Annotated in this window: 13 protein-coding genes and 1 pseudogene; 9 read left to right on the top strand and 5 right to left on the bottom strand. The window is 63.1% G+C overall.

Annotated elements, in window-relative coordinates; translation table 11 throughout:
• Positions 1-113 precede the first annotated feature (113 nt).
• Positions 114-986, top strand: coding sequence for an AraC family transcriptional regulator (locus I5R65_RS15265; protein ID WP_196872190.1), 873 nt, complete (start codon positions 114-116; stop codon positions 984-986).
• Between the two features lie 107 nt (positions 987-1,093).
• Here I5R65_RS15265 and I5R65_RS15260 read toward each other — a convergent pair.
• Positions 1,094-1,816 (bottom strand): annotated as a pseudogene (locus I5R65_RS15260) (5'-nucleotidase); the annotation flags it as partial.
• Positions 1,817-2,094: 278 nt separating this feature from the next.
• Between I5R65_RS15260 and I5R65_RS15255 the strand changes: the two are divergent.
• Positions 2,095-3,726, top strand: coding sequence for a methyl-accepting chemotaxis protein (locus I5R65_RS15255; protein ID WP_180668467.1), 1,632 nt, complete (start codon positions 2,095-2,097; stop codon positions 3,724-3,726).
• 88 nt (positions 3,727-3,814) lie between these two features.
• Here I5R65_RS15255 and I5R65_RS15250 read toward each other — a convergent pair whose 3' ends face one another.
• Positions 3,815-4,756, bottom strand: a complete 942-nt coding sequence (locus I5R65_RS15250) for a 5'-nucleotidase (protein WP_180668466.1) — start codon at positions 4,754-4,756, stop codon at positions 3,815-3,817.
• Positions 4,757-5,008: 252 nt separating this feature from the next.
• Between I5R65_RS15250 and I5R65_RS15245 the strand changes: the two genes are divergently transcribed.
• From I5R65_RS15245 to otnI, 6 genes are all read left to right on the top strand, one after another.
• The gene (locus I5R65_RS15245) at positions 5,009-5,710 is read left to right on the top strand and encodes a FadR/GntR family transcriptional regulator (protein ID WP_180668465.1); all 702 of its coding nucleotides are present in this window, start codon (positions 5,009-5,011) and stop codon (positions 5,708-5,710) included.
• Positions 5,711-5,887: 177 nt separating this feature from the next.
• A complete protein-coding gene (ltnD, locus tag I5R65_RS15240) occupies positions 5,888-6,784 on the top strand; it encodes an L-threonate dehydrogenase (RefSeq protein ID WP_180668464.1) in 897 nt (298 codons plus the stop codon).
• Positions 6,785-6,828: 44 nt separating this feature from the next.
• Complete coding sequence (otnK, locus tag I5R65_RS15235) at positions 6,829-8,115, top strand: 3-oxo-tetronate kinase (RefSeq protein WP_180668463.1); 1,287 nt, start codon at positions 6,829-6,831, stop codon at positions 8,113-8,115.
• Positions 8,112-8,750, top strand: a complete 639-nt coding sequence (locus I5R65_RS15230; RefSeq protein ID WP_180668462.1) for an aldolase — start codon at positions 8,112-8,114, stop codon at positions 8,748-8,750. The genes otnK and I5R65_RS15230 overlap by 4 nt, the downstream gene beginning before the upstream one ends.
• Before the next feature lie 323 nt (positions 8,751-9,073).
• On the top strand, positions 9,074-10,387 hold the full coding sequence (locus tag I5R65_RS15225; protein WP_180668461.1) for an MFS transporter: 1,314 nt from the start codon (positions 9,074-9,076) through the stop codon (positions 10,385-10,387).
• A gap of 126 nt (positions 10,388-10,513) precedes the next feature.
• Positions 10,514-11,317: a 2-oxo-tetronate isomerase gene (gene otnI, locus I5R65_RS15220; protein WP_180668460.1), complete on the top strand. Its 804-nt coding sequence runs from the start codon at positions 10,514-10,516 to the stop codon at positions 11,315-11,317.
• A 186-nt stretch (positions 11,318-11,503) separates the two neighbouring features.
• Here the strand turns inward: otnI and cheD are convergent, their stop codons facing one another.
• Positions 11,504-12,115 (bottom strand): chemoreceptor glutamine deamidase CheD, encoded by a 612-nt coding sequence (cheD, locus tag I5R65_RS15215; RefSeq protein WP_180668459.1) that lies wholly within the window; start codon positions 12,113-12,115, stop codon positions 11,504-11,506.
• A 504-nt stretch (positions 12,116-12,619) separates the two neighbouring features.
• Here cheD and mqo point away from each other — a divergent pair.
• Positions 12,620-14,269, top strand: coding sequence for a malate dehydrogenase (quinone) (gene mqo, locus I5R65_RS15210; RefSeq protein ID WP_180668458.1), 1,650 nt, complete (start codon positions 12,620-12,622; stop codon positions 14,267-14,269).
• Between the two features lie 99 nt (positions 14,270-14,368).
• Here mqo and I5R65_RS15205 read toward each other — a convergent pair whose 3' ends face one another.
• Complete coding sequence (locus I5R65_RS15205; protein WP_180668457.1) at positions 14,369-15,247, bottom strand: alpha/beta hydrolase; 879 nt, start codon at positions 15,245-15,247, stop codon at positions 14,369-14,371.
• Between the two features lie 71 nt (positions 15,248-15,318).
• Positions 15,319-18,684, bottom strand: coding sequence for an autotransporter outer membrane beta-barrel domain-containing protein (locus I5R65_RS15200; protein WP_180668456.1), 3,366 nt, complete (start codon positions 18,682-18,684; stop codon positions 15,319-15,321).
• Between the last annotated feature and the right edge of the window lie 40 nt (positions 18,685-18,724).

Raw genomic sequence — 18,724 nt, 5'->3', positions numbered from 1 at the left:
AGCCACTCAGGCGGAGACTCGCCTTGCCGGTTCCTGCCTCAAGCCTGCCTATTTCTGCTTTTCCATTGCCGGCGTGCCGTCATCCCGGTTCTAATGTGCAGATGGAAGATCAATTGAACGAACTACGCCAGCTCGCCGCAGGGGCCGAGAACCGGCGCACCGAGACCGGCATTGCGCGTGTGGCCATGGTGCAGGGGGAGATTCCCCAGCACCAGCTGGCCGCCGTCTACGATCCCATGGTCAACCTGATCCTGCGCGGCAGCAAATCCATGACCGTCGGTGGCAGCACCCTGCATTACGATCCCGCGACCTATTTCGTGATGTCGGTAGACCTGCCAGCGGCCGGGTCTGTCCATCCGGATGCACAGGGGAATCCCTATCTTGCGGTGAGCCTGACGCTGGACCCCGGCATCATCGTCAAGTTGCTGGGCGACCTGCCGGACCATATCGGGCGACCAAAAAACTCAGCCGGTTTTTCGGTGGCATCGGTGACGCCGGAACTGCTCGACGCCTGGATCAGGATGTTGCACCTCATGGGACATCCTGCCGACATTGCCGCGCTGGCCCCCGTGTATGAACGCGAAATTCTCTATCGTGTCCTGCAAGGCCCGATGGGCGGGATGCTGCGCGACATCGCCCTGCCCGACAGCGCGCTGGCACGGGTCAATGCAGCAATCCAGAGAATACGCCGCGACTATGCGCAACCCCTGCGCATCGACGAGCTGGCCGGTGGCGTGGCCATGAGCCTGTCTGCCTTCCATCGCCATTTCAAGGCGGTTACCGCGATGAGCCCGCTGCAATACCAGAAGCAGATCCGTCTGTTGCAGGCCCGTACCCTGCTGGTGGCCGCACGCTATAACGTCAGCGCCGCCGCCCATGAAGTCGGCTACGAGAGTGCGACCCAGTTCAGCCGGGAATACGCACGTGAGTTCGGCAGTCCTCCCGGCCGTGATGCCGAAAGGATAGTGCGCGAGATGAGGCCCTAGGGACGTTGAAAAAGCCATGCCGTGTCGCACAGGTTGCCATGGCCCGGCGATGTGTGACCGGGTGAATGCGGCAGAAGGGTTTGTCTCCGCCCGCATCAAGTCTCACCTCAGCCCTTGGTGCCCCGTCCTCGCGCCACTCGCACCCCCTCCAGCGTCCCGCCCTTGTAAGGCACGCGTCCTGACGGCACCACCACCGCCGCCTTTTGCACATGCCCTTCCTGGTCATCGAAGAACATGTGCGCGCCAAAGGCCTGCAATACCTCGGCCTTGCCCAGTCCGTCGAGGAAGAAAGCCTCATCCACCGTCACGTTCCAGGTACGCAGGGTGTGGATCACGCGCTGGTGCGCCGGGCTGTTGCGGGCGGTGACGATGGCGATGCGCACCGGACACTGCTTGGGCGGAAACTGTTTCTGGATCGCCGACAGGGCCAGCAGCAGCTTGGCAAAGGGGCCTTCCTTCATGGCCTTCTTGCGATGCCGCTGCTCGTGGCGGGCAAAGGCCTCCAGTCCCTTCTCGGCAAAGATGCGTTCGGACTCCGCTGAAAACAGCACGGCGTCGCCATCGAAGGCGATGCGGATCTGGTTGTCCGGTGCGCTGTAGTCCAGTGGCGCCGCATACAGCTGCGCGGCCGCCACGCCGGCATCGATGGCTTCCTGCACATCTCCGGTATCGCGGGACAGGAACAGGTCGATCTTGAACGCCTGCAGATAAGGCGCGGTCGGGCCGCCGCCGGTGAAGGCGGCGCGGCTGATGTCGAGCTTGTGGGCGGCAATCGCATTGAATGCGCGCAGGCCGGTATCGGGCGTGTTGCGCGAGATCACCACCACCTGATGCATGAGAATTTTATTATTTGCATTTTTTGTATATTTTTCATATTTTTAATGAAATGTCGTTCATAATTCCATCAATAAGTGGAAATACTCGTTCTGAGTCATGCCCGTGGTTGAGTCAAATAACAACTTTACTGTCCCTTTCTTCGCTTTGAAGACAGTCCTTAGTAGTCGGCGCTGAGAATTTGCCGCACCTCAAGGTTTCCTGCCAGGTCATGTTGCGCCTTCTATTGGCCTTCACCCATTAACCCAGCAATCTCAATCGTGGCGCTCCTATCATGCAATGGTTTCGTAATCTGAATATCTCGTTCAAGCTCGTCATTTCGTTTTCGATGAGCATCCTGTTGACGGTCATGGTGGGTGGGTATGCGTTGATTCAACTCGACGCCGTCAATCAGATATCGACGGAGATAGATAGCAATTGGCTGCCGAGTGTGCGCCTCACTTCGGACATGAATACCAATGCCTCCGATTTGCGTATTGCCGAGCTGCTGCACGTCTTGTCGGTCACAGAACCGGAAATGGACAAGCAGGAGAAGATCATGAGCGAAGTGATGTCGAAGTTTGAAAAGAACCGGAGCGAATACGTCAAGCTGATCTCCTCCCCGGAGGAGCAGGCGCTCTACGACCAATTCAAACTGAGCTGGGATCAGTATCAAATCGAAAGCAAAAAGGCCATCGCCTTGTCGCGCGAAAACCATAATGCGGAAGCACAGGCGCTGCTCCTCGGGTCGTCCCAGCGAGTCTATGACCTTGCGGGCGATATCTTGCAGAAACTGGTTGATCTGAATGCCAAGGGTGCGCAAACTGCCAGCGCTAACGGCGACCGGATTTCCGAGGGCGCAAGGGTTCGCGTGCTGGCCTTGTTGACGGCCGGCGTCTCGCTGAGCCTGGCACTGGCAGTGATCCTCGCCCGCATCATTGTGCGTCCGCTGGCCAGGGCTATTGGTACTGCCACTACCGTGGCGGAGTGTGACCTGACGGCAGTGATTGAAGTCACGACACGTGATGAAACGGGCCAACTGATGCAGGCTCTGAAGAAAATGAACAGTGGTCTGATTACAGTCGTCTCCGATGTCCGCCTGCGTACCGATGCCATTGCCAGCGCATCGGATCAAATCGCTTCGGGCAATCTTGATCTTTCATCCCGTACGGAAGAGCAGGCCGCCTCCATCGAAGAGACCGCGGCCAGCATGAACCAGCTGACCTCAACGGTTCAGCAGAATGCCAATGCAGCGCGGCAGGCCAGTGTGTTGGCGACCGGTGCACGCACGGCGGTCGCCCAGGGGGGCGAGACAGTGGATGCAATGATCCAGACCATGAGCAAGATCACGCATAGCTCCGCACAGATATCCGAGATCACCAATATGATCGAAGGAGTCGCCTTCCAGACCAACATCCTTGCCTTGAATGCTGCAGTGGAAGCAGCCCGCGCCGGCGAGCAAGGTCGTGGCTTCGCGGTGGTGGCGGTCGAAGTCCGCAACTTGGCCCAGCGCACGGCATCGGCGGCCAAGGAAATCAAGAAACTGATCGAGGATTCTCTCTCCATCGTTAATGCGGGGTCGACCCAGGCCAGTGCCGTCGGGAAGGCCATGCAAGAAGTCAATACGGCCATTCAGCGCACCTCGGACCTGGTGACCGAGATCAGCTCCGCTTCGGTGGAGCAGAGCCGTGGCATCGAACAGATCAACCAGGCGATTAGCCAGTTGGACGAAGTGACGCAACAAAACGCGGCACTGGTCGAGGAAGTGACGGCGGCGGCACAATCGCTGGCCGAGCAGGCCACCGGATTGAAACGCTCGGTATCGATCTTCAAGGTGGCTCCCGACGCAGTGCTAGTAACGACCATCGAGGATGCTCCCGATCAGCGGCCGCTGCTTGAGCATCCTCTGGCACTGCACCAGGGTTGAAAACTCTTCCTGTAGGACACAACCGCCATCTGCACTGCTGTCGCAGATGGCGCTAGGCCGATCAAGCTGATACCACCGTGCGTCCGGCTCAGGGCTTGGGCGCCCGAGGGCGCGCCACTCGCGCCCCTTCCAGCGTCCCGCCCTTGTACGGCACGCGACCCGACGGCACCACCACCGCCGCCTTCTGCACATGCCCTTCCTGATCGTCGAAGAACATGTGCGCGCCAAAGGCCTGCAACACCTCGGCCTTGCCCAGTCCGCCGAGGAAGAAAGCCTCATCCACCGTCACGTTCCATGTACGCAGGGTGTGGATCACGCGCTGGTGCGCCGGGCTGTTGCGGGCGGTGACGATGGCGATGCGCACCGGACACTGCTTGGGCGGAAACTGCTTCTGGATCGCCGACAGGGCCAGCAGCAGCTTGGCGAAGGGGCCTTCCTTCATGGCCTTCTTGCGATGCCGCTGCTCGTGGCGGGCAAAGGCCTCCAGTCCCTTCTCGGCAAAGATGCGTTCGGACTCCGCTGAAAACAGCACGGCGTCGCCATCGAAGGCGATGCGGATCTGGTTGTCCGGTGCGCTGTAGTCCAGTGGCGCCGCATACAGCTGCGCGGCCGCCACGCCGGCATCGATGGCTTCCTGCACATCTCCGGTATCGCGGGACAGGAACAGGTCGATCTTGAACGCCTGCAGATAAGGCGCGGTCGGGCCGCCGCCGGTGAAGGCGGCGCGGCTGATGTCGAGCTTGTGGGCGGCAATCGCATTGAATGCGCGCAGGCCGGTATCGGGCGTGTTGCGCGAGATCACCACCACCTCTACCAGGCGTCGTTCCGGAATCAGTTCATTGAGTCGCAGCAGCGCCTTGACCAGCGGGAAGGCCGTGCCCGGTTGCAAAGGATCATTCTCGTGGGCACGCTGGTAGTCGGCGTAGGTGTCTACCCCTTGTTCGTCATAGATGGCGTTTTCCACCTCCAGGTCGAACAGGGCGCGGGAGGAAATTCCGATGACGAGCTTGTCCGAAAGATCGTAGGGCATGCGGCGAATCCGTAGCAGGAAAGCGTCGATTGTAGAGCCAGCCGCCCGGCGACGCAGCATGGGCTGAGATATTCACATTCTTGATGTCTGGAGCGAACTGCCGGATATAACAGGGTAATTTCTCCTATCTTCGTCAAATTTCTGCAAAAAGGGGGTGTTACTCCGCGTAAAGAGAAAAAATCGGATTGCCGGCCTCAAAATAAATTTGTATGATGACCGGATAACCTGACGATAAAACGACCGCGAGACAGCATGTTTCAGAAAATCCCTGCTCAGGCCTTGAGCGACACGGTAGCCCGGCAATTGCTGGAGAACATCGATGCCGGCGCCTTCCAGCGTGGCAGCAAGCTTCCCACCGAAGCGGTGCTGGCCCAGCAGTTCGGGGTCAGTCGCACGGTGGTGCGCGAGGCCATTGCGCGGCTCAAGCATGAAGGCGTGGTCGAACCGCGTCAGGGAAGTGGGGTGTTCGTCACCGAGCAGGCTGGCATCAAGCCCTTGCGCATCGATTACACCGAGGTCAGTTCGCCCGACGCGGTGTTGCAGATCGTCGAGCTGCGCCGCGCCATCGAGGCCGAAGTGGCGGCGCAGGCGGCCAAGCGCCGCAGCGCCGAGGACCTGCGCGCCATCGACGATGCACTGGCGCAGATTGGCGTTGACGTCGCCGGCGGCGGTGACGGCGTGGCAGCCGATGTGGCCTTCCATCGTGCACTGGCCCAGGCCACGCGCAATCCCTACTTCATCAAGACGCTGGAATTCCTGTCGCAGTACCTGGAAGCCGCCACCGCCATCACCCGTGGCAACGAAGCACGCTATGAGGATTTCTCGCGCCAGGTGCGCGAAGAACATGAGGCCATCGTCGAGGCCATCCGTGCTGGTGATGAAATGGCCGCCCGCAATGCTGCACAGACCCACATGTTCAATGCGGCACGCCGCCTGAGCCAGGGGCAGGCCTGATCCCCCGCTCAAGGGGCGAGGCAATGAACGAGCAGGATGCCTTCAGGCAGCCAGACGGATCGATAGAGAGTGATTTGAAAATACGGACGCCGGCATGAGCCGGCGTCGCATCATCAACCCGGCGCAACAGTCCTGCCCTATTCCATCGGCAGCGGCGCCATCAACGTGGAGACAATTATGTCCAGGAATGTAGGTGTGATCGGTTTGGGTGCCATGGGTTATGGCGTGGCCAGTTCGCTGTTGCGTGCCGGCTTCAACGTGCATGCCTGTGACGTGCGCAAGGAAGTCCTGGACAAGTTCGCCGCCGCCGGTGGCGTGGCCTGCGCCAATCCGGCCGAGCTGGCCAAGTCGGTGGATGTGGTCATCACCCTGGTGGTCAATGCCGCCCAGACCGAGACCGTGCTCTTCGGCGAGAACGGTGCCGTGGCGCAGATGAAGCCGGGCAGCGTGGTCATCTCCAGTGCCACCGTGGCACCGGACTTCGCCATCGAACTGGGCCAGCGCCTGGCCACCAAGGACCTGCTGCTGCTGGATGCGCCGGTCTCCGGTGGCGCCGCGCGTGCCGCCTCGGGCGAAATGACCATGATGACCTCCGGCCCCGCCGAGGTCTATGCCAAGATCGAAGACGTGCTGGCCGGCATGGCGGGCAAGGTCTACCGCCTGGGCGATACCCACGGCATCGGCTCCAAGGTCAAGATCATCAACCAGCTGCTGGCCGGCGTGCACATCGCCGCTTCTGCCGAAGCCATGGCCCTGGGCCTGCGCGAAGGCGTCAATCCGGATGCGCTCTACGACGTCATCACCCATAGCGCCGGCAATTCCTGGATGTTCGAGAACCGCGTGCCGCACATCCTCAATGGCGACTACACCCCGCTGTCGGCCGTGGACATCTTCGTCAAGGACCTGGGCTTGGTGCTCGATACCGCCCGCCGTAGCAAATTCCCGCTGCCGCTGTCGGCCGCTGCCCACCAGATGTTCATGATGGCCTCCACCGCCGGTCATGGCGGCGAGGATGACTCGGCCGTCATCAAGATCTTCCCGGGCATCGACCTGCCGCCGGCCAAGGCCAAGTAATCATCAGTAAGTCGTCGTCACTGTCACAGAATCGAGGAGCTTCCATGTCCCAATCCCGACCCTTGCTGGGCTGCATCGCCGATGATTTCACCGGCGCCACCGACCTGGCCAATATGCTGGTACGCGGCGGCATGCGCACCGTGCAGACCATCGGCGTGCCCAGCGAAATGCCCGGCGTGGCTGCCGACGCGCTGGTGATCGCGCTGAAGTCGCGCACCGTGCCGGCCGCCGAGGCCATCGAGCAATCGCTGGCCGCGCTGCGCTGGTTGCAGCAACAGGGCTGCACGCAGTTCTTCTTCAAGTACTGCTCTACCTTCGACTCCACCGACGAAGGCAACATCGGTCCGGTCACCGACGCGCTGATGAAGGAACTGGGCGTGGACTTCACCATCGCCTGCCCGGCCTTCCCCGAAAACGGCCGCACCCTCTATCGCGGCTACCTGTTCGTGGCCGATGCGCTGTTGAATGAATCGGGCATGGAAAACCATCCGCTCACGCCCATGACCGATGCCAATCTGGTGCGCGTGCTGCAGCGCCAGACCGAGTCCAAGGTCGGCCTGGTGCGTTACGACACTGTGGCTCGTGGCGCGGCGGCCATCCAGGAGCGCTTCACCGCGCTGCGCACCGAGGGCGTGAAGATGGCCATCGCCGATGCCGTCTCCGACAAGGACCTGTTCACCCTGGGCGAAGCCTGTGCCGAACTGAAACTGATCACCGGCGGCTCCGGCGTGGCCCTGGGCCTGCCCGAGAACTTCCGTCGCGCCGGTCTGCTCACTGCTGCCGGTGAAGCCGCGCAGCTGCCCAAGGTCGATGGCCTGGCGGTGGTGCTGGCCGGCTCCGCCTCCAAGGCGACCAATGCCCAGGTGGCCGAATGGAAGGCCAAGCGTCCCGCCTTCCGCATCGACCCGCTGGCACTGGCCCGTGGCGAAGACGTGGTCGCCCAGGCCCTGGCGTTTGCCGACGAGCGCATCAAGAACGAACCGGTGCTGATCTATGCCACCGCCACTCCGGACGAAGTCAAGGCAGTGCAGAAGGAACTCGGCGTGGCCAAGGCCGGCCATCTGGTCGAGCAGGCGCTGGCCAGCATCGCCGCCAGCCTGAAGCAGCGCGGCGTGCGCCAGTTCGTGGTGGCCGGTGGCGAGACCTCGGGTGCGGTGGTGCAGGCGCTGGACGTGCGGGCGCTGCGCATCGGCCCGCAGATCGATCCGGGCGTGCCGGCCACGGCCACGCTGGATGAGCAACCGGTGGCGCTGGCCTTGAAGTCGGGTAATTTCGGCAGCGTCGATTTCTTCGAAAAAGCACTGCGTTACCTCGACGGGAAAACCGCATGAGCCAGGAAAGCCAACTGCGCGAAGAGATCTGCCGCATCGGTGCTTCGCTGTACCAGCGCGGCTACACCGTGGGCTCGGCCGGCAACATCAGTGCCCGCCTCGATGACGGCTGGCTGATCACGCCCACCGACGCCTGCCTGGGCTATCTCGATCCGGCCGCCATTGCCAAGGTGAATGCGGCCGGCGAATGGGTCTCGGGCGACAAGCCCTCCAAGACGCTGGTGCTGCATCGTGCCGTCTACGACAACAATCCCGAGATGCATGCCGTGGTGCACACGCACTCCACGCATCTGGTCGCGCTGACCATCAACGGCGTGTACAGCGAACAGGACGTGCTGCCGCCGATCACGCCGTACTACGTGATGAAGGTGGGCCACATCCCGCTGATCCGCTACGCCCGCCCGGGTGCACCGGAAGTGGCCGAGCAGGTCGCCAGGATCGCCACCAGCGTGCGCGGCGTACTGCTGGAACGCCTCGGCCCGGTGGTCTGGGAGAGTTCGGTGTCCAAGGCCGCCTTCGCCCTGGAGGAACTGGAAGAAACCGCCAAGCTGTGGCACCTCGCCGGTGGCCGCGCCACGCCGCTGGAAGAGCCCGCGCTGCAGGATCTGCGCGCTACCTTCAAGGCGCGCTGGTAGGCCAGGCGATTTCAGGCAAGTCCGGACAAGTTTGTGCAAGTTCGGGCCAGCCCAAGGAAGCTCGCGCCACCCAACAGCAACAACGCAATCATGGCAGCCATCGGATGGCCGCCATGCCCTGCCTGCGCCCATCGTCAGGAGATAGGTGCAGGCATGGGACAAGAAGCCGGCGCAAGACCGGTCCATCAATGCCGGGTGCCAGCCTCTTTCGGAAGGGGAGGCTAGTGCTCCGATTGAATCCATAAATTGCCCGTCAGACCACGGGCACCAAGCAACCAGCGGCCGCAGCTGCAGCCGCGACACTCTTAGGGAGATGTAACACCATGACCACCGCAAGCACCTCCGGCGTCGGCCTCGACGTCAACGACAAGACCAAGGACGGTCTGTACAAGAAAGTCTTCTGGCGCATCATGCCCTTCCTGATGCTGTGCTACGTGATCGCCTACCTGGATCGCGTCAACGTCGGCTTCGCCAAGTTGCAGATGTCGCAGGACCTGGGCTTTTCCGAGACCGTCTTCGGTCTGGGCGCAGGTCTGTTCTTCATCGGCTACTTCCTCTTCGAAGTGCCCAGCAACATCCTGATGCACAAGGTCGGCGCGCGCATCTGGATCGCCCGCATCATGATCACCTGGGGCATCCTCTCGGCGGCCTTCATGTTCGTGGAGAACGCCACCCAGTTCTACGTCCTGCGCTTCCTGCTGGGTCTGGCCGAGGCCGGTTTCTATCCCGGCATCATCCTGTACCTGACCTACTGGTTCCCCTCGCACCGTCGTGCCAAGGTGATCGCAGTGTTCATGTCCGGTATTCCCGTGGCCGGTATCCTGGGCAACCCGCTGTCGGGCTGGATCATGGATGCCTTCCACAACAACGGCGGTCTGGAAGGCTGGCAGTGGATGTTCCTGATCGAAGCCATTCCCGCCGTGCTGATCGGCGTGGCCACGGTTCTGTATCTGGACAACGACGTCAAGAGCGCCAAGTGGCTCTCCGATGAAGAAAAAGCCAGCCTGCAGGCCGACATCGACGGCGACGCCAAGGGCAAGGAGAGCAAGCACGGCTTTGGCGCCATCGTCAAGGATGCACGTGTCTGGCTGATGTGCCTGATCTACTTCTCCTTCGTGATGGGCCAGTACGGCCTGACGCTGTGGATGCCGACCCTGGTCAAGGCCACCGGCGTGAAGGGCAACCTGGAAATCGGCCTGCTGTCGGCGATTCCCTTCGGCTGCGCCATCATCGCCATGAACCTGATCGGCCGAAGCGCCGACCGCATGCGCGAGCGTCGCTGGCACCTGGTGATCCCGGCCCTGATGGGTGGCGTGGGCTTCGTGGGCGCCGCCCTGTTCGCCGACAACACCGCCGTGTCGATCGCCGCACTGTCGCTGGCTGCCGCTGGCGTGCTGACCTGCGCACCGCTGTTCTGGTCGCTGCCGACGTCCTTCCTGTCGGGCGCTGCTGCGGCCGTCGGTATCGCCGCCATCAACTCGGTGGGCAACCTGGCCGGTTTCGTCAGCCCCTACCTGATCGGTTACTTCAAGGACCTGACCCACAGCAATGCAACCGGCATGTACATGCTGGCCATCATGCTGGTGGTGGGGTCGATTGCCACCCTGGTCACCAAGCCCAGCATGGTCAACAAGTAATGTGATGTCCCGCTCAAAGCCCGCATGCCTGTGCCTGCGGGCTTTGACGTTTTCTGCACCGTCGGTGTCTGCGCGGCGATCCGCGTTCGCGCTACACTGGCCCCCATCGTTATCAAGGAGAACCCGATGCTGCGTTTTGCCGCCAACCTGAGCATGATGTACGTGGAACACGATTTCCTGGACCGCTTCGCCGCCGCCGCCAAGGATGGCTTCTCCGGCGTCGAGTTCCTGTTCCCGTACGACTATCAGCCGCAAGAGATCAAGTCGCGCCTGGAGGCCAATGGCCTGGCCCAGGCGCTGTTCAATGCGCCCCCGGGCGACTGGGCTGCCGGCGAGCGTGGCATTGCCTCGTTGCCGGGACGCCAGGACGAATTCAAGCGCAGCATTGAGACCGCGCTGGAATACGCCGCCGTGATCGGCAACCAGACCCTGCACGTAATGGCCGGCCTGATCAAGCCTGATCAGGATCGCGCACAGCATCGCGCCGTGTATCTGGACAACCTGTCCTATGCCGCACACCAGGCCGAGTCCGCCGGCCTGACCGTGGTCATCGAGCCAATCAACACCCGCAACATTCCCGGCTTCTTCCTGAACCGCCAGGATGATGCGCAAGCCATCTGCGCCGAAGTGGGCGCGCCCAATCTGAAGGTGCAGTTCGACTGCTACCACTGCCAGATCGTCGAGGGCGACGTCGCCGTGAAGCTCAAGCGCGACATGCCCGGCATCGGCCACATCCAGATCGCCGGTGTGCCGGAACGTCACGAGCCGGACGTGGGCGAGCTGAACTATCCCTACCTGCTCAAGCTGATCGATTCGCTGGGTTACCAGGGCTGGATCGGTTGCGAATACAACCCGGCCGGCGCCACCTCGGCCGGCCTGGGCTGGCTCAAGGCCCTGGCCGAACAGGGACTGACGACGCTGAAGAAGTAAGTGCCCAGGCGCCCGCAAGTTGGGCGTCGATGCAACAGAATGCCGCCCGGTGTTGTGCCGGGCGGCATTTTTTGTTGAGGGCGCAGATTCAGGTGAGAGCGAAGTGGGGCATACGGTGACCACGCTCCGGATCGGCCTGGGACTGATATTCGAAATTAGCCATGAAGGCAGGTTCAGCACCAGCGCTTAGAACAGATCGATTTCCCCACCCACCGGCTTGGCTTGCAGCTTGGAGGCATATTCGCGTTCGCGGTTGGCCAGGTCGGCACCGGCTTCCTTGATCTTCTTGACCAGCACTTTGCCGCTGCGGGGGAAGAAGTGGACCTTGCGCGGCCAGATGTCGTTGAGGTCTTCGGCCACCACGCGGATCTTTTCAGCCGAGAGGAAGCTCCTGACGAAGGCGGCATTGCGTTCGCCGACATTCATCGCGTTCATCCCGCGCAGCACCGCACCGCCACCAAAGACCTTGCATTCCAGGTTCTCGCGCCGGGCGCCGGCCTTGAGGACGTCGTTGATCAATACTTCCATGGCATAGGTGCCGTAGCGCATCGAGGCCGAGATCGGGCTGTCGGCCTCGCCACCGCCATCAGGCAGCATGAAGTGGTTCATCCCGCCCACGCCGCTGACGCGATCGCGCAGGCAGGCTGATACGCACGAGCCCAGTACGGTGACGATCATCATGTCGGCGCCGGTGTAGTAGTACTCGCCCGGCAGGATCTTGGCGGTTTCGCAGTCGAAGGCCCGGTCGTGATAGACGTAGGACGCGAAATTTTCCGGTTTGTTGATGACGGTCTGCATACGGGCCCCTGGCTGTTCTGGTGATCCCTGTGAGGGATGGTGACTGTTTTTGCAGTTCCCATTGTCAGCCAGCCATCGTGCCGCCGGTATCGGGGATTTCCTGAGCGAGAACAGGCTTGTGCCGGCGCGGTAATGAGGGATATCCGCAATCGCCGTCGGTACCGTCGCCGTGCTACCCTGCGCTCCCTCGACATGACCCGATCCCGGTCCGCTCTGACGGAGACGATTTGTACAGGCATTCCCCAAATGCCGGAGACAGGTATCGGACAGGCAGTTGAATCCGGCAGGCACGCCCCGGGCAGCGACCCGTGACGTGCGCCGTGGCCCCGCGCGGCCACGCCCGGTCGTCGGTGCGCCGCCTTGCAATGGCGCGCATCGCACGTGGCGTCGCGTGTCGCACCTGCCCTCCACGGCAGGTGTGCAGGAAGCGTCCCGCACCGGTTGTCCGACTCCCGCGCCTGGCGCAGGGAGGCAGCCCTCTCTCCATCACAAACGGATTAGACAATGTTGAAAAAATCCTTCCTGGCCCTGCTGGGATTCGTAGTTGCGCTGGTCACCGTACCAGCCTCGCAGGCGGCCGACGTCAAGAAGGTCGACGTGCTGCTGATCGGCGGCGGCATCATGAGCACCACCCTGGCGGTCTGGCTCAATGAGCTGGAACCGGGCTGGTCCATGGAAATGGTCGAGCGCCTGGATGGCGTGGCCGAGGAAAGCTCCAACGGCTGGAACAACGCCGGCACCGGCCACTCGGCCCTGGCCGAACTGAACTACACGCCTGAAGACAAGGACGGCAAGATCCAGATCGCCAAGGCCATCGAGATCAACGAAGCCTTCCAGATCTCGCGCCAGTTCTGGTCCTGGCAGGTCAAGAACGGCGTGTTGAAGAACCCGCGCTCCTTCATCAATTCGACCCCGCACATGAGTTTCATCTGGGGCGATGAGAACGTGACCTTTCTCAAGAAGCGCTATGAGGCGCTGCAGGCCAGCCCGCTGTTTGCCGGCATGCAATATTCGGAAGACCACGCGCAGATCGCCAAGTGGGTGCCGCTGATGATGGAAGGTCGCGATCCTGCGCAGAAGATGGCCGCGACCTGGACGCCATTGGGCACCGACGTCAACTTCGGCGAGATCACCCGCCAGTTCGCCGCCTATCTGCAGAGCCGTCCCAACTTCGCCCTGAAGCTCTCCAGCGAAGTGCGCGAGATCACCCGCAACGCCGACGGGACCTGGCGCATCGGCTACAAGAACCTCAAGGATGGCAGCACCACCGAGACCGATGCCAAGTTCGTCTTCATCGGCGCCGGCGGCGGTGCGCTGAAGCTGCTGCAAAAGTCCGGCATCCCGGAAGCGCGTGACTACGCCGGCTTCCCGGTCGGTGGTTCGTTCCTGATCACCGACAATCCCGCCATCGCCGAGCGTCACCTGGCCAAGGCCTATGGCAAGGCTTCCGTGGGTGCGCCGCCGATGTCGGTGCCGCACCTGGATACCCGCGTGCTGGATGGCAAGCGCGTGATCCTGTTCGGGCCCTTTGCCACGTTCTCGACCAAGTTCCTCAAGCAGGGTTCGCTGTGGGATCTGTTCTCTACCACCACCACCCACAATGTGTGGCCGATGGCCCGCGTCGGTATCGATGAGTATCCCCTGGTGGAATACCTGGCCGGCCAGTTGATGCAGTCCGACGACCAGCGTTTCGCGGCCCTGAAGGAATACTTCCCCAATGCAAAGAAGGAAGACTGGCGCCTGTGGCAAGCCGGCCAGCGGGTGCAGATCATCAAGCGCGACGACAGCAAGGGCGGCGTGTTGAGACTGGGTACCGAGATCGTGGCCTCGGCCGACGGTAGCATGGCCGGCCTGCTGGGCGCATCGCCCGGCGCCTCGACCGCCGCGCCGATCATGCTGACCGTGTTGCAGAAGGTCTTCAAGGACAAGCTGGCCACACCCGAGTGGCAGCAGAAGGTACGCCAGATCGTGCCCAGCTATGGGACCAGGCTCAATGACCATCCCGACCAGGTCGCCAAGGAATGGGCCTATACCAGCGACGTGCTGCAACTGGCACCGCCGCCGGTGATCGCCCCCAAGGCCGGTGGCAAGGATGGCGCCAAGGGCAGCATGGAAAAGCCCAAGGCCAATGCCGCCGCTGACATGGCGTTGTGATGTGTCAACCGTGCCGTGACGGAATCGGGAAGCCGTAATCCGGCGACCGGATTCCTGCACCAGGAAATCGGAAAAGGGTAGCCATCTGGCTACCCTTTTTTATTGGACTTTGCCACCGGCAGGGGGCGAAGTGCAGGGCAAGGGCGTGCGTAGCAGTGCCGGCCAGATGGCTGGCCAGTCGCCCTCGTGGGCCATGCCCGGCACCACCTGCAGGGCAGCGCAAGAACCGGCCTGTGTCACGAAGTCACGGGCAATGGCGGTCGGGACGACGCGATCATCGGCGCCGCTGAAGTGCCGTTGCGGGATAGGCGCCACCTGGTGCGCCACGTCGATGGGATTGAGCGAGCCCGGCATCTGCGAGACCTGATGCCAGCGGTTCACGGCCACGTGATCCAGATTGCCGGCGATGGTGCGGATGGAACTGACATCCTGGCGCCGCGCTGCCAGCAGCACCGCAACCGCGCCGCCACCGGAATAGCCGACCAGTTCCAGCCGCGCCGGTTTCAGACGCGCCACATACTGGCTCAGGGCATTGTCCATGGCGTCGATCACTTCGGGGGCATAGCGCAGATCGCTCCAGTAGGCGGGCCGGCAGGCCGGGTTGCGGGCCATCGGCGTGAACTGGCAGGGGCGTGCCAGGTAGAGCAGGGCGGCAGTGGCATCGGCGTGGGCGTCGCTGGCGGCCAGTCGCAGGCCCATCGCCTCATGCGGGGTCGGGTCGGGCGAGACCTGGGTGCGGCTAAGCCAGGCGCGGCCATCCCCCTCGATATAGACGCGCAGCACGGTCGGCGCGGGCCGCGCCTTCACGTAGGTGGTGAGCACGAAGCGGCCGGTGTCGATCTCTTCGCGCTGAAAGGCGGCGCCGGAGGCCAGCCCATCAGCATGTTGCAGGGGATCGCCGGCACAGCCGGCCAGCAGGATGGCCAGGCCGGCGAGGAGATTTCGATAGGGCAGATGAGGTAGGAAGGGTAAGCGCATGGCGCGCATTGTCCCCCGAGTAAAAACGGCCCGCAAGCTGACGCTGCGGGCCGGTGCTGAAATACGCCGGATCAGAACAGCCAGCCCACCCGTGCCGTCAATTGATGCACCAGTGCACGATCGCGGATTTCGGCGTCATAGCCCAGCGTGCCGTAGCTGCCCTGGGCGGCATTGAAGCGGTAGCTCACCCCCAGTTGCACCGCATCGCGATTGGGCGCAGCGCTGGCGGTGGTGAAGCTGGGGCCGCCGGCCACGAAGCTGGCAGTGACATCCGGATTGCCGGCCAGCTCGCGCAGATAGCGTGCGCGCAGTTGCAGACGGTCGCCGTTGTCGCTGAGACGATTCAACTCCACCCCCAAGGTCGGCTGTACGGAGTTGGCATTGGTCGCGCCCACGTTCTGGGCCACGGCGGCATTGCCGTTTTCGGTATAGCCCTGGTTGCCCAGGTGCGACAGGCGCAGGCCGGCCAGCCAGCGGCCTGACCAGGCCTGGCTGATCGCGAAGGGCAGGCCGGCTTCGACCCGTGCGCCGAGCTGCCAGCCGTTGTAGCTGCCCGTGACATTCTGTCCGAGGAAGCTGATGGCGCGCTTGCTGCTGTAGTGATTGCCGCCCACCATGAGCGAGCCGTCCAGGGTCCAGCCGCCCATGTCCAGGCCGAGGTAGCCGCCCAGGTTCACCGCATCGACATCGACATCATTGCCGCTGGCGTTGTCGTTGCCACGGGTACCGGCGCGGGTGTAGCCCAGCGTGAGGCCGGCCACTTCGCGTGCGGACAGATCGGTTTCAAGACCGGCCGCCATGCCATAGGCATTGATGTTGTAGCCATCGGCGCCGGCACGCGCATCCTGCCTGCCCCAGGCGCCCAGGCCTTGCAGCCAGACGCGGCTGCGGGCGGCCGCCTCACCGGTGGAGATGCCGCTGCCGCGCTTGCCATCCATGCCGGAGGTGCTGGCAACCTGGCTGTCATTGCGGGCGCTATCGATGCGCCCGGACACCGCCGAGAACACGCTGCCCATGGCCACCTGCGCCGCCTGCTGGCTGGCGCGGTTGGTCTCGGGCTGCAGTTGCCGCACGGCGCTGCGATAGGCGCTTGCAGTGGGCAGCGCATCCAGCGAGGCCAGCAGCGATTGCACCTGTGCGTTGTTGCTGTTGTTGCCCAGTGCATCCAGGGCCCGGCCCAGCGGACTGCCGGTGACATCGCTGACGCTGCTGGTGCGCTGTGCGCTGAGGATCAGCTCATTGCCACTGAGCTGCAGGCTGTAGTTCAGCGTCGCGGTGTTGGCCACCTGGAGTTGCGACACATCGGCCGACACACCACCGGCCGCCGACAGGATGGTCCAGCGTGCGCTGTTGGGGACATAGATCTTGACCACCGGCTGCACGGTGGCGCCATTGGCCAGCGTGGCGCGACCGGCGGTGACGATCTGGTCGGCCTGCGGACCGGCCACGCCGACCTGCAGGGTCGCGCCGCTGCCCAGCGAGAAATTGCCGCCGACATTGATCTTGCGCACCGCCGTCCCATCGGCCGCCTGGAACACGCCATTGACGGCCAGGTTGCCGCTGGTGCCGAAGGCGCCATTGACCTGCAGCACGGCACCCTGGTTGACGGTCATGTTACTGACCGTGCCCAGGTCGTAGTTGAAACGCGTGACGCCATCGCGCACGACGAAGTTCTCGAAGCCCGACAGCACCCCCGCTGCGAAGGTCTGGGTGCCGCCGGTGGTGAGGGTGTCGGTACCGGCGCCGCCGTTGATGGTGCCGATCACGGTGCCGCCCAGCAATTGCAGCGAGTCGTCGCCATCGCCCATGTCGATGGCCATGCCGTTCTTGCCTTCGATGCGGCCGTAGTTGATCAGGGTGTCGTTGCCATCGCCCATCTGCACCGCCGCGCCCGGTGTGGTGCTGCCACCCTGGCCGGTCAGCGTGGCCTGGGCGCCACCGGTGATGACGCCGCTGGCATTGTTGATCAGGGTGTCGTCGTAGTTGCCCACCAGGCCGACGGCCACACCCTTGTTGCCGATGATGCTGCCGTCGTTGACGATGTAGGCCTTGCTGCCATTGACGCTGCTGGTGCCGCGTCCGGTGGTGTTGCCGTTGTTGTAGGTGATGAGCGGATTGCTGGCGTCCTTGGACCAGTCATTGCCGTCGTCGATCAGGATGCCGTGTGCATCGCCATAGATTACCGCGCCCGCATGGTTGATCACCGTGCCGCCGCCAGCGGCCACGCCATCGGCGCCATTGGGCTGGCCGGTGGAATCCAGACCACCGGCGCCAGTGCCGCGAATGCTGCCCCAGTTCTCGATATAGGCGGTGCCGTCGATGTCCACACCGTCCCCATCGCCATTGCTGGTGGTGGCACCGTTGCCCAGCACGTCATACACGCGCCCGCTGCCGGCATAGTTGCCGACGATGGTGCCGTAGTTGAAGACCACGCCGTGACTGTCGAAACCGACGCCCGAGCCGTTGTTGCCGGTGATGACGCCGCCGGCCTGGTTGATCACCACGTTGTTGCTGATGGTGACATTGCTGCGCGTGCTTCCGTCGGCATAGGTGGCATCGAAGCTGATGCCGGTGGTGGTCAGGTGCGGGGTGAGCAGGATGGCATTGGCCAGGTTGCTGTCCGGCGTGGCGGCGACCGGATCGCCACCATCGATGCCATGGCGCGCGCCGGTGATGCTGCCGTAGTTGACCACGACGGCATTCTTGATGCCGTCATCGATGGAGATACCATCGGCCGCCTTCGGCGGCGAACCGCTGGCGCAGGCGCTGAGGTAATCCGGGCAGGACGTGTTGACCGGGCTGGTGGTGAAGATGCGCCCATAGTTGGTCAGCAGGATGTTGGAGCCCATCTTGATCGCGGTCGAGCTCGACGAACTGATGGTGGCACTGCTGTTGGTGGCCGAGCCGTTGACGATGGTGTTGCCGGTCGTGGAGTAGTCACCGTTGGCATTGATGGCGTAGTTCTTGCCATTGTCCGCATTGGTCGGCGTCGGCCCGGTCTGCGAGATGGTGCCGAGGTTGACGATGGAGAAGCTATCGCTGCCCTTGCCGATCAGGATGGTCGGCGTCTTGGACGCGCTCGACGAACTCGTGATCACCCCGCCCAGCGCATTGTTGAGGATCAGGTTGACCTTCTTGTTGTTGATGCTGATGGCCGACAGGCCGCTGGTCTGGCTGATCGTGCCAGCGTTGTTGATGGTGACGGTGGAGAGGTTGTCGTTGTCCTGCGAGGTCTTGATGCTAGCCGCGCTGCCCGATGCCAGTGTACCGCCGGCATCGACGGTGATGGTGTCGCTGCCGTTCTTGGTCAGCGTCTTGGCCGTGGTGTCGGTAGTGCCGTTGCCGACCGTGTAGTTGGCCGCGTGGGCGGGAGCGTAGATCGCCTGCAGGGCAAGCACCAATGGAAGCAGACGAAGAGGGAAGGAGGAGCGCGCCATGTGCAAAGAGTTGATAGCAGATTGTAAAGACCTGAAATTC

It is taken from the genome of Herbaspirillum sp. AP02, assembly GCF_015767275.1.
In the GTDB taxonomy this organism is placed as follows: domain Bacteria; phylum Pseudomonadota; class Gammaproteobacteria; order Burkholderiales; family Burkholderiaceae_D; genus Herbaspirillum.
This window is presented reverse-complemented; position numbering and strand designations above follow the sequence as displayed.

Bases quoted from the DNA above. Each gene is read 5' to 3' on its own strand.
- I5R65_RS15255 (WP_180668467.1), top strand. From the start codon at position 2,095: ATGCAATGGTTTCGTAATCTGAATATCTCGTTCAAGCTCGTCATTTCG.
- I5R65_RS15250 (WP_180668466.1), bottom strand. From the start codon at position 4,756: ATGCCCTACGATCTTTCGGACAAGCTCGTCATCGGAATTTCCTCCCGC.
- I5R65_RS15245 (WP_180668465.1), top strand. From the start codon at position 5,009: ATGTTTCAGAAAATCCCTGCTCAGGCCTTGAGCGACACGGTAGCCCGG.
- ltnD (WP_180668464.1), top strand. From the start codon at position 5,888: ATGTCCAGGAATGTAGGTGTGATCGGTTTGGGTGCCATGGGTTATGGC.
- otnK (WP_180668463.1), top strand. From the start codon at position 6,829: ATGTCCCAATCCCGACCCTTGCTGGGCTGCATCGCCGATGATTTCACC.
- I5R65_RS15230 (WP_180668462.1), top strand. From the start codon at position 8,112: ATGAGCCAGGAAAGCCAACTGCGCGAAGAGATCTGCCGCATCGGTGCT.
- I5R65_RS15225 (WP_180668461.1), top strand. From the start codon at position 9,074: ATGACCACCGCAAGCACCTCCGGCGTCGGCCTCGACGTCAACGACAAG.
- otnI (WP_180668460.1), top strand. From the start codon at position 10,514: ATGCTGCGTTTTGCCGCCAACCTGAGCATGATGTACGTGGAACACGAT.
- cheD (WP_180668459.1), bottom strand. From the start codon at position 12,115: ATGCAGACCGTCATCAACAAACCGGAAAATTTCGCGTCCTACGTCTAT.
- mqo (WP_180668458.1), top strand. From the start codon at position 12,620: ATGTTGAAAAAATCCTTCCTGGCCCTGCTGGGATTCGTAGTTGCGCTG.
- I5R65_RS15205 (WP_180668457.1), bottom strand. From the start codon at position 15,247: ATGCGCTTACCCTTCCTACCTCATCTGCCCTATCGAAATCTCCTCGCC.
- I5R65_RS15200 (WP_180668456.1), bottom strand. From the start codon at position 18,684: ATGGCGCGCTCCTCCTTCCCTCTTCGTCTGCTTCCATTGGTGCTTGCC.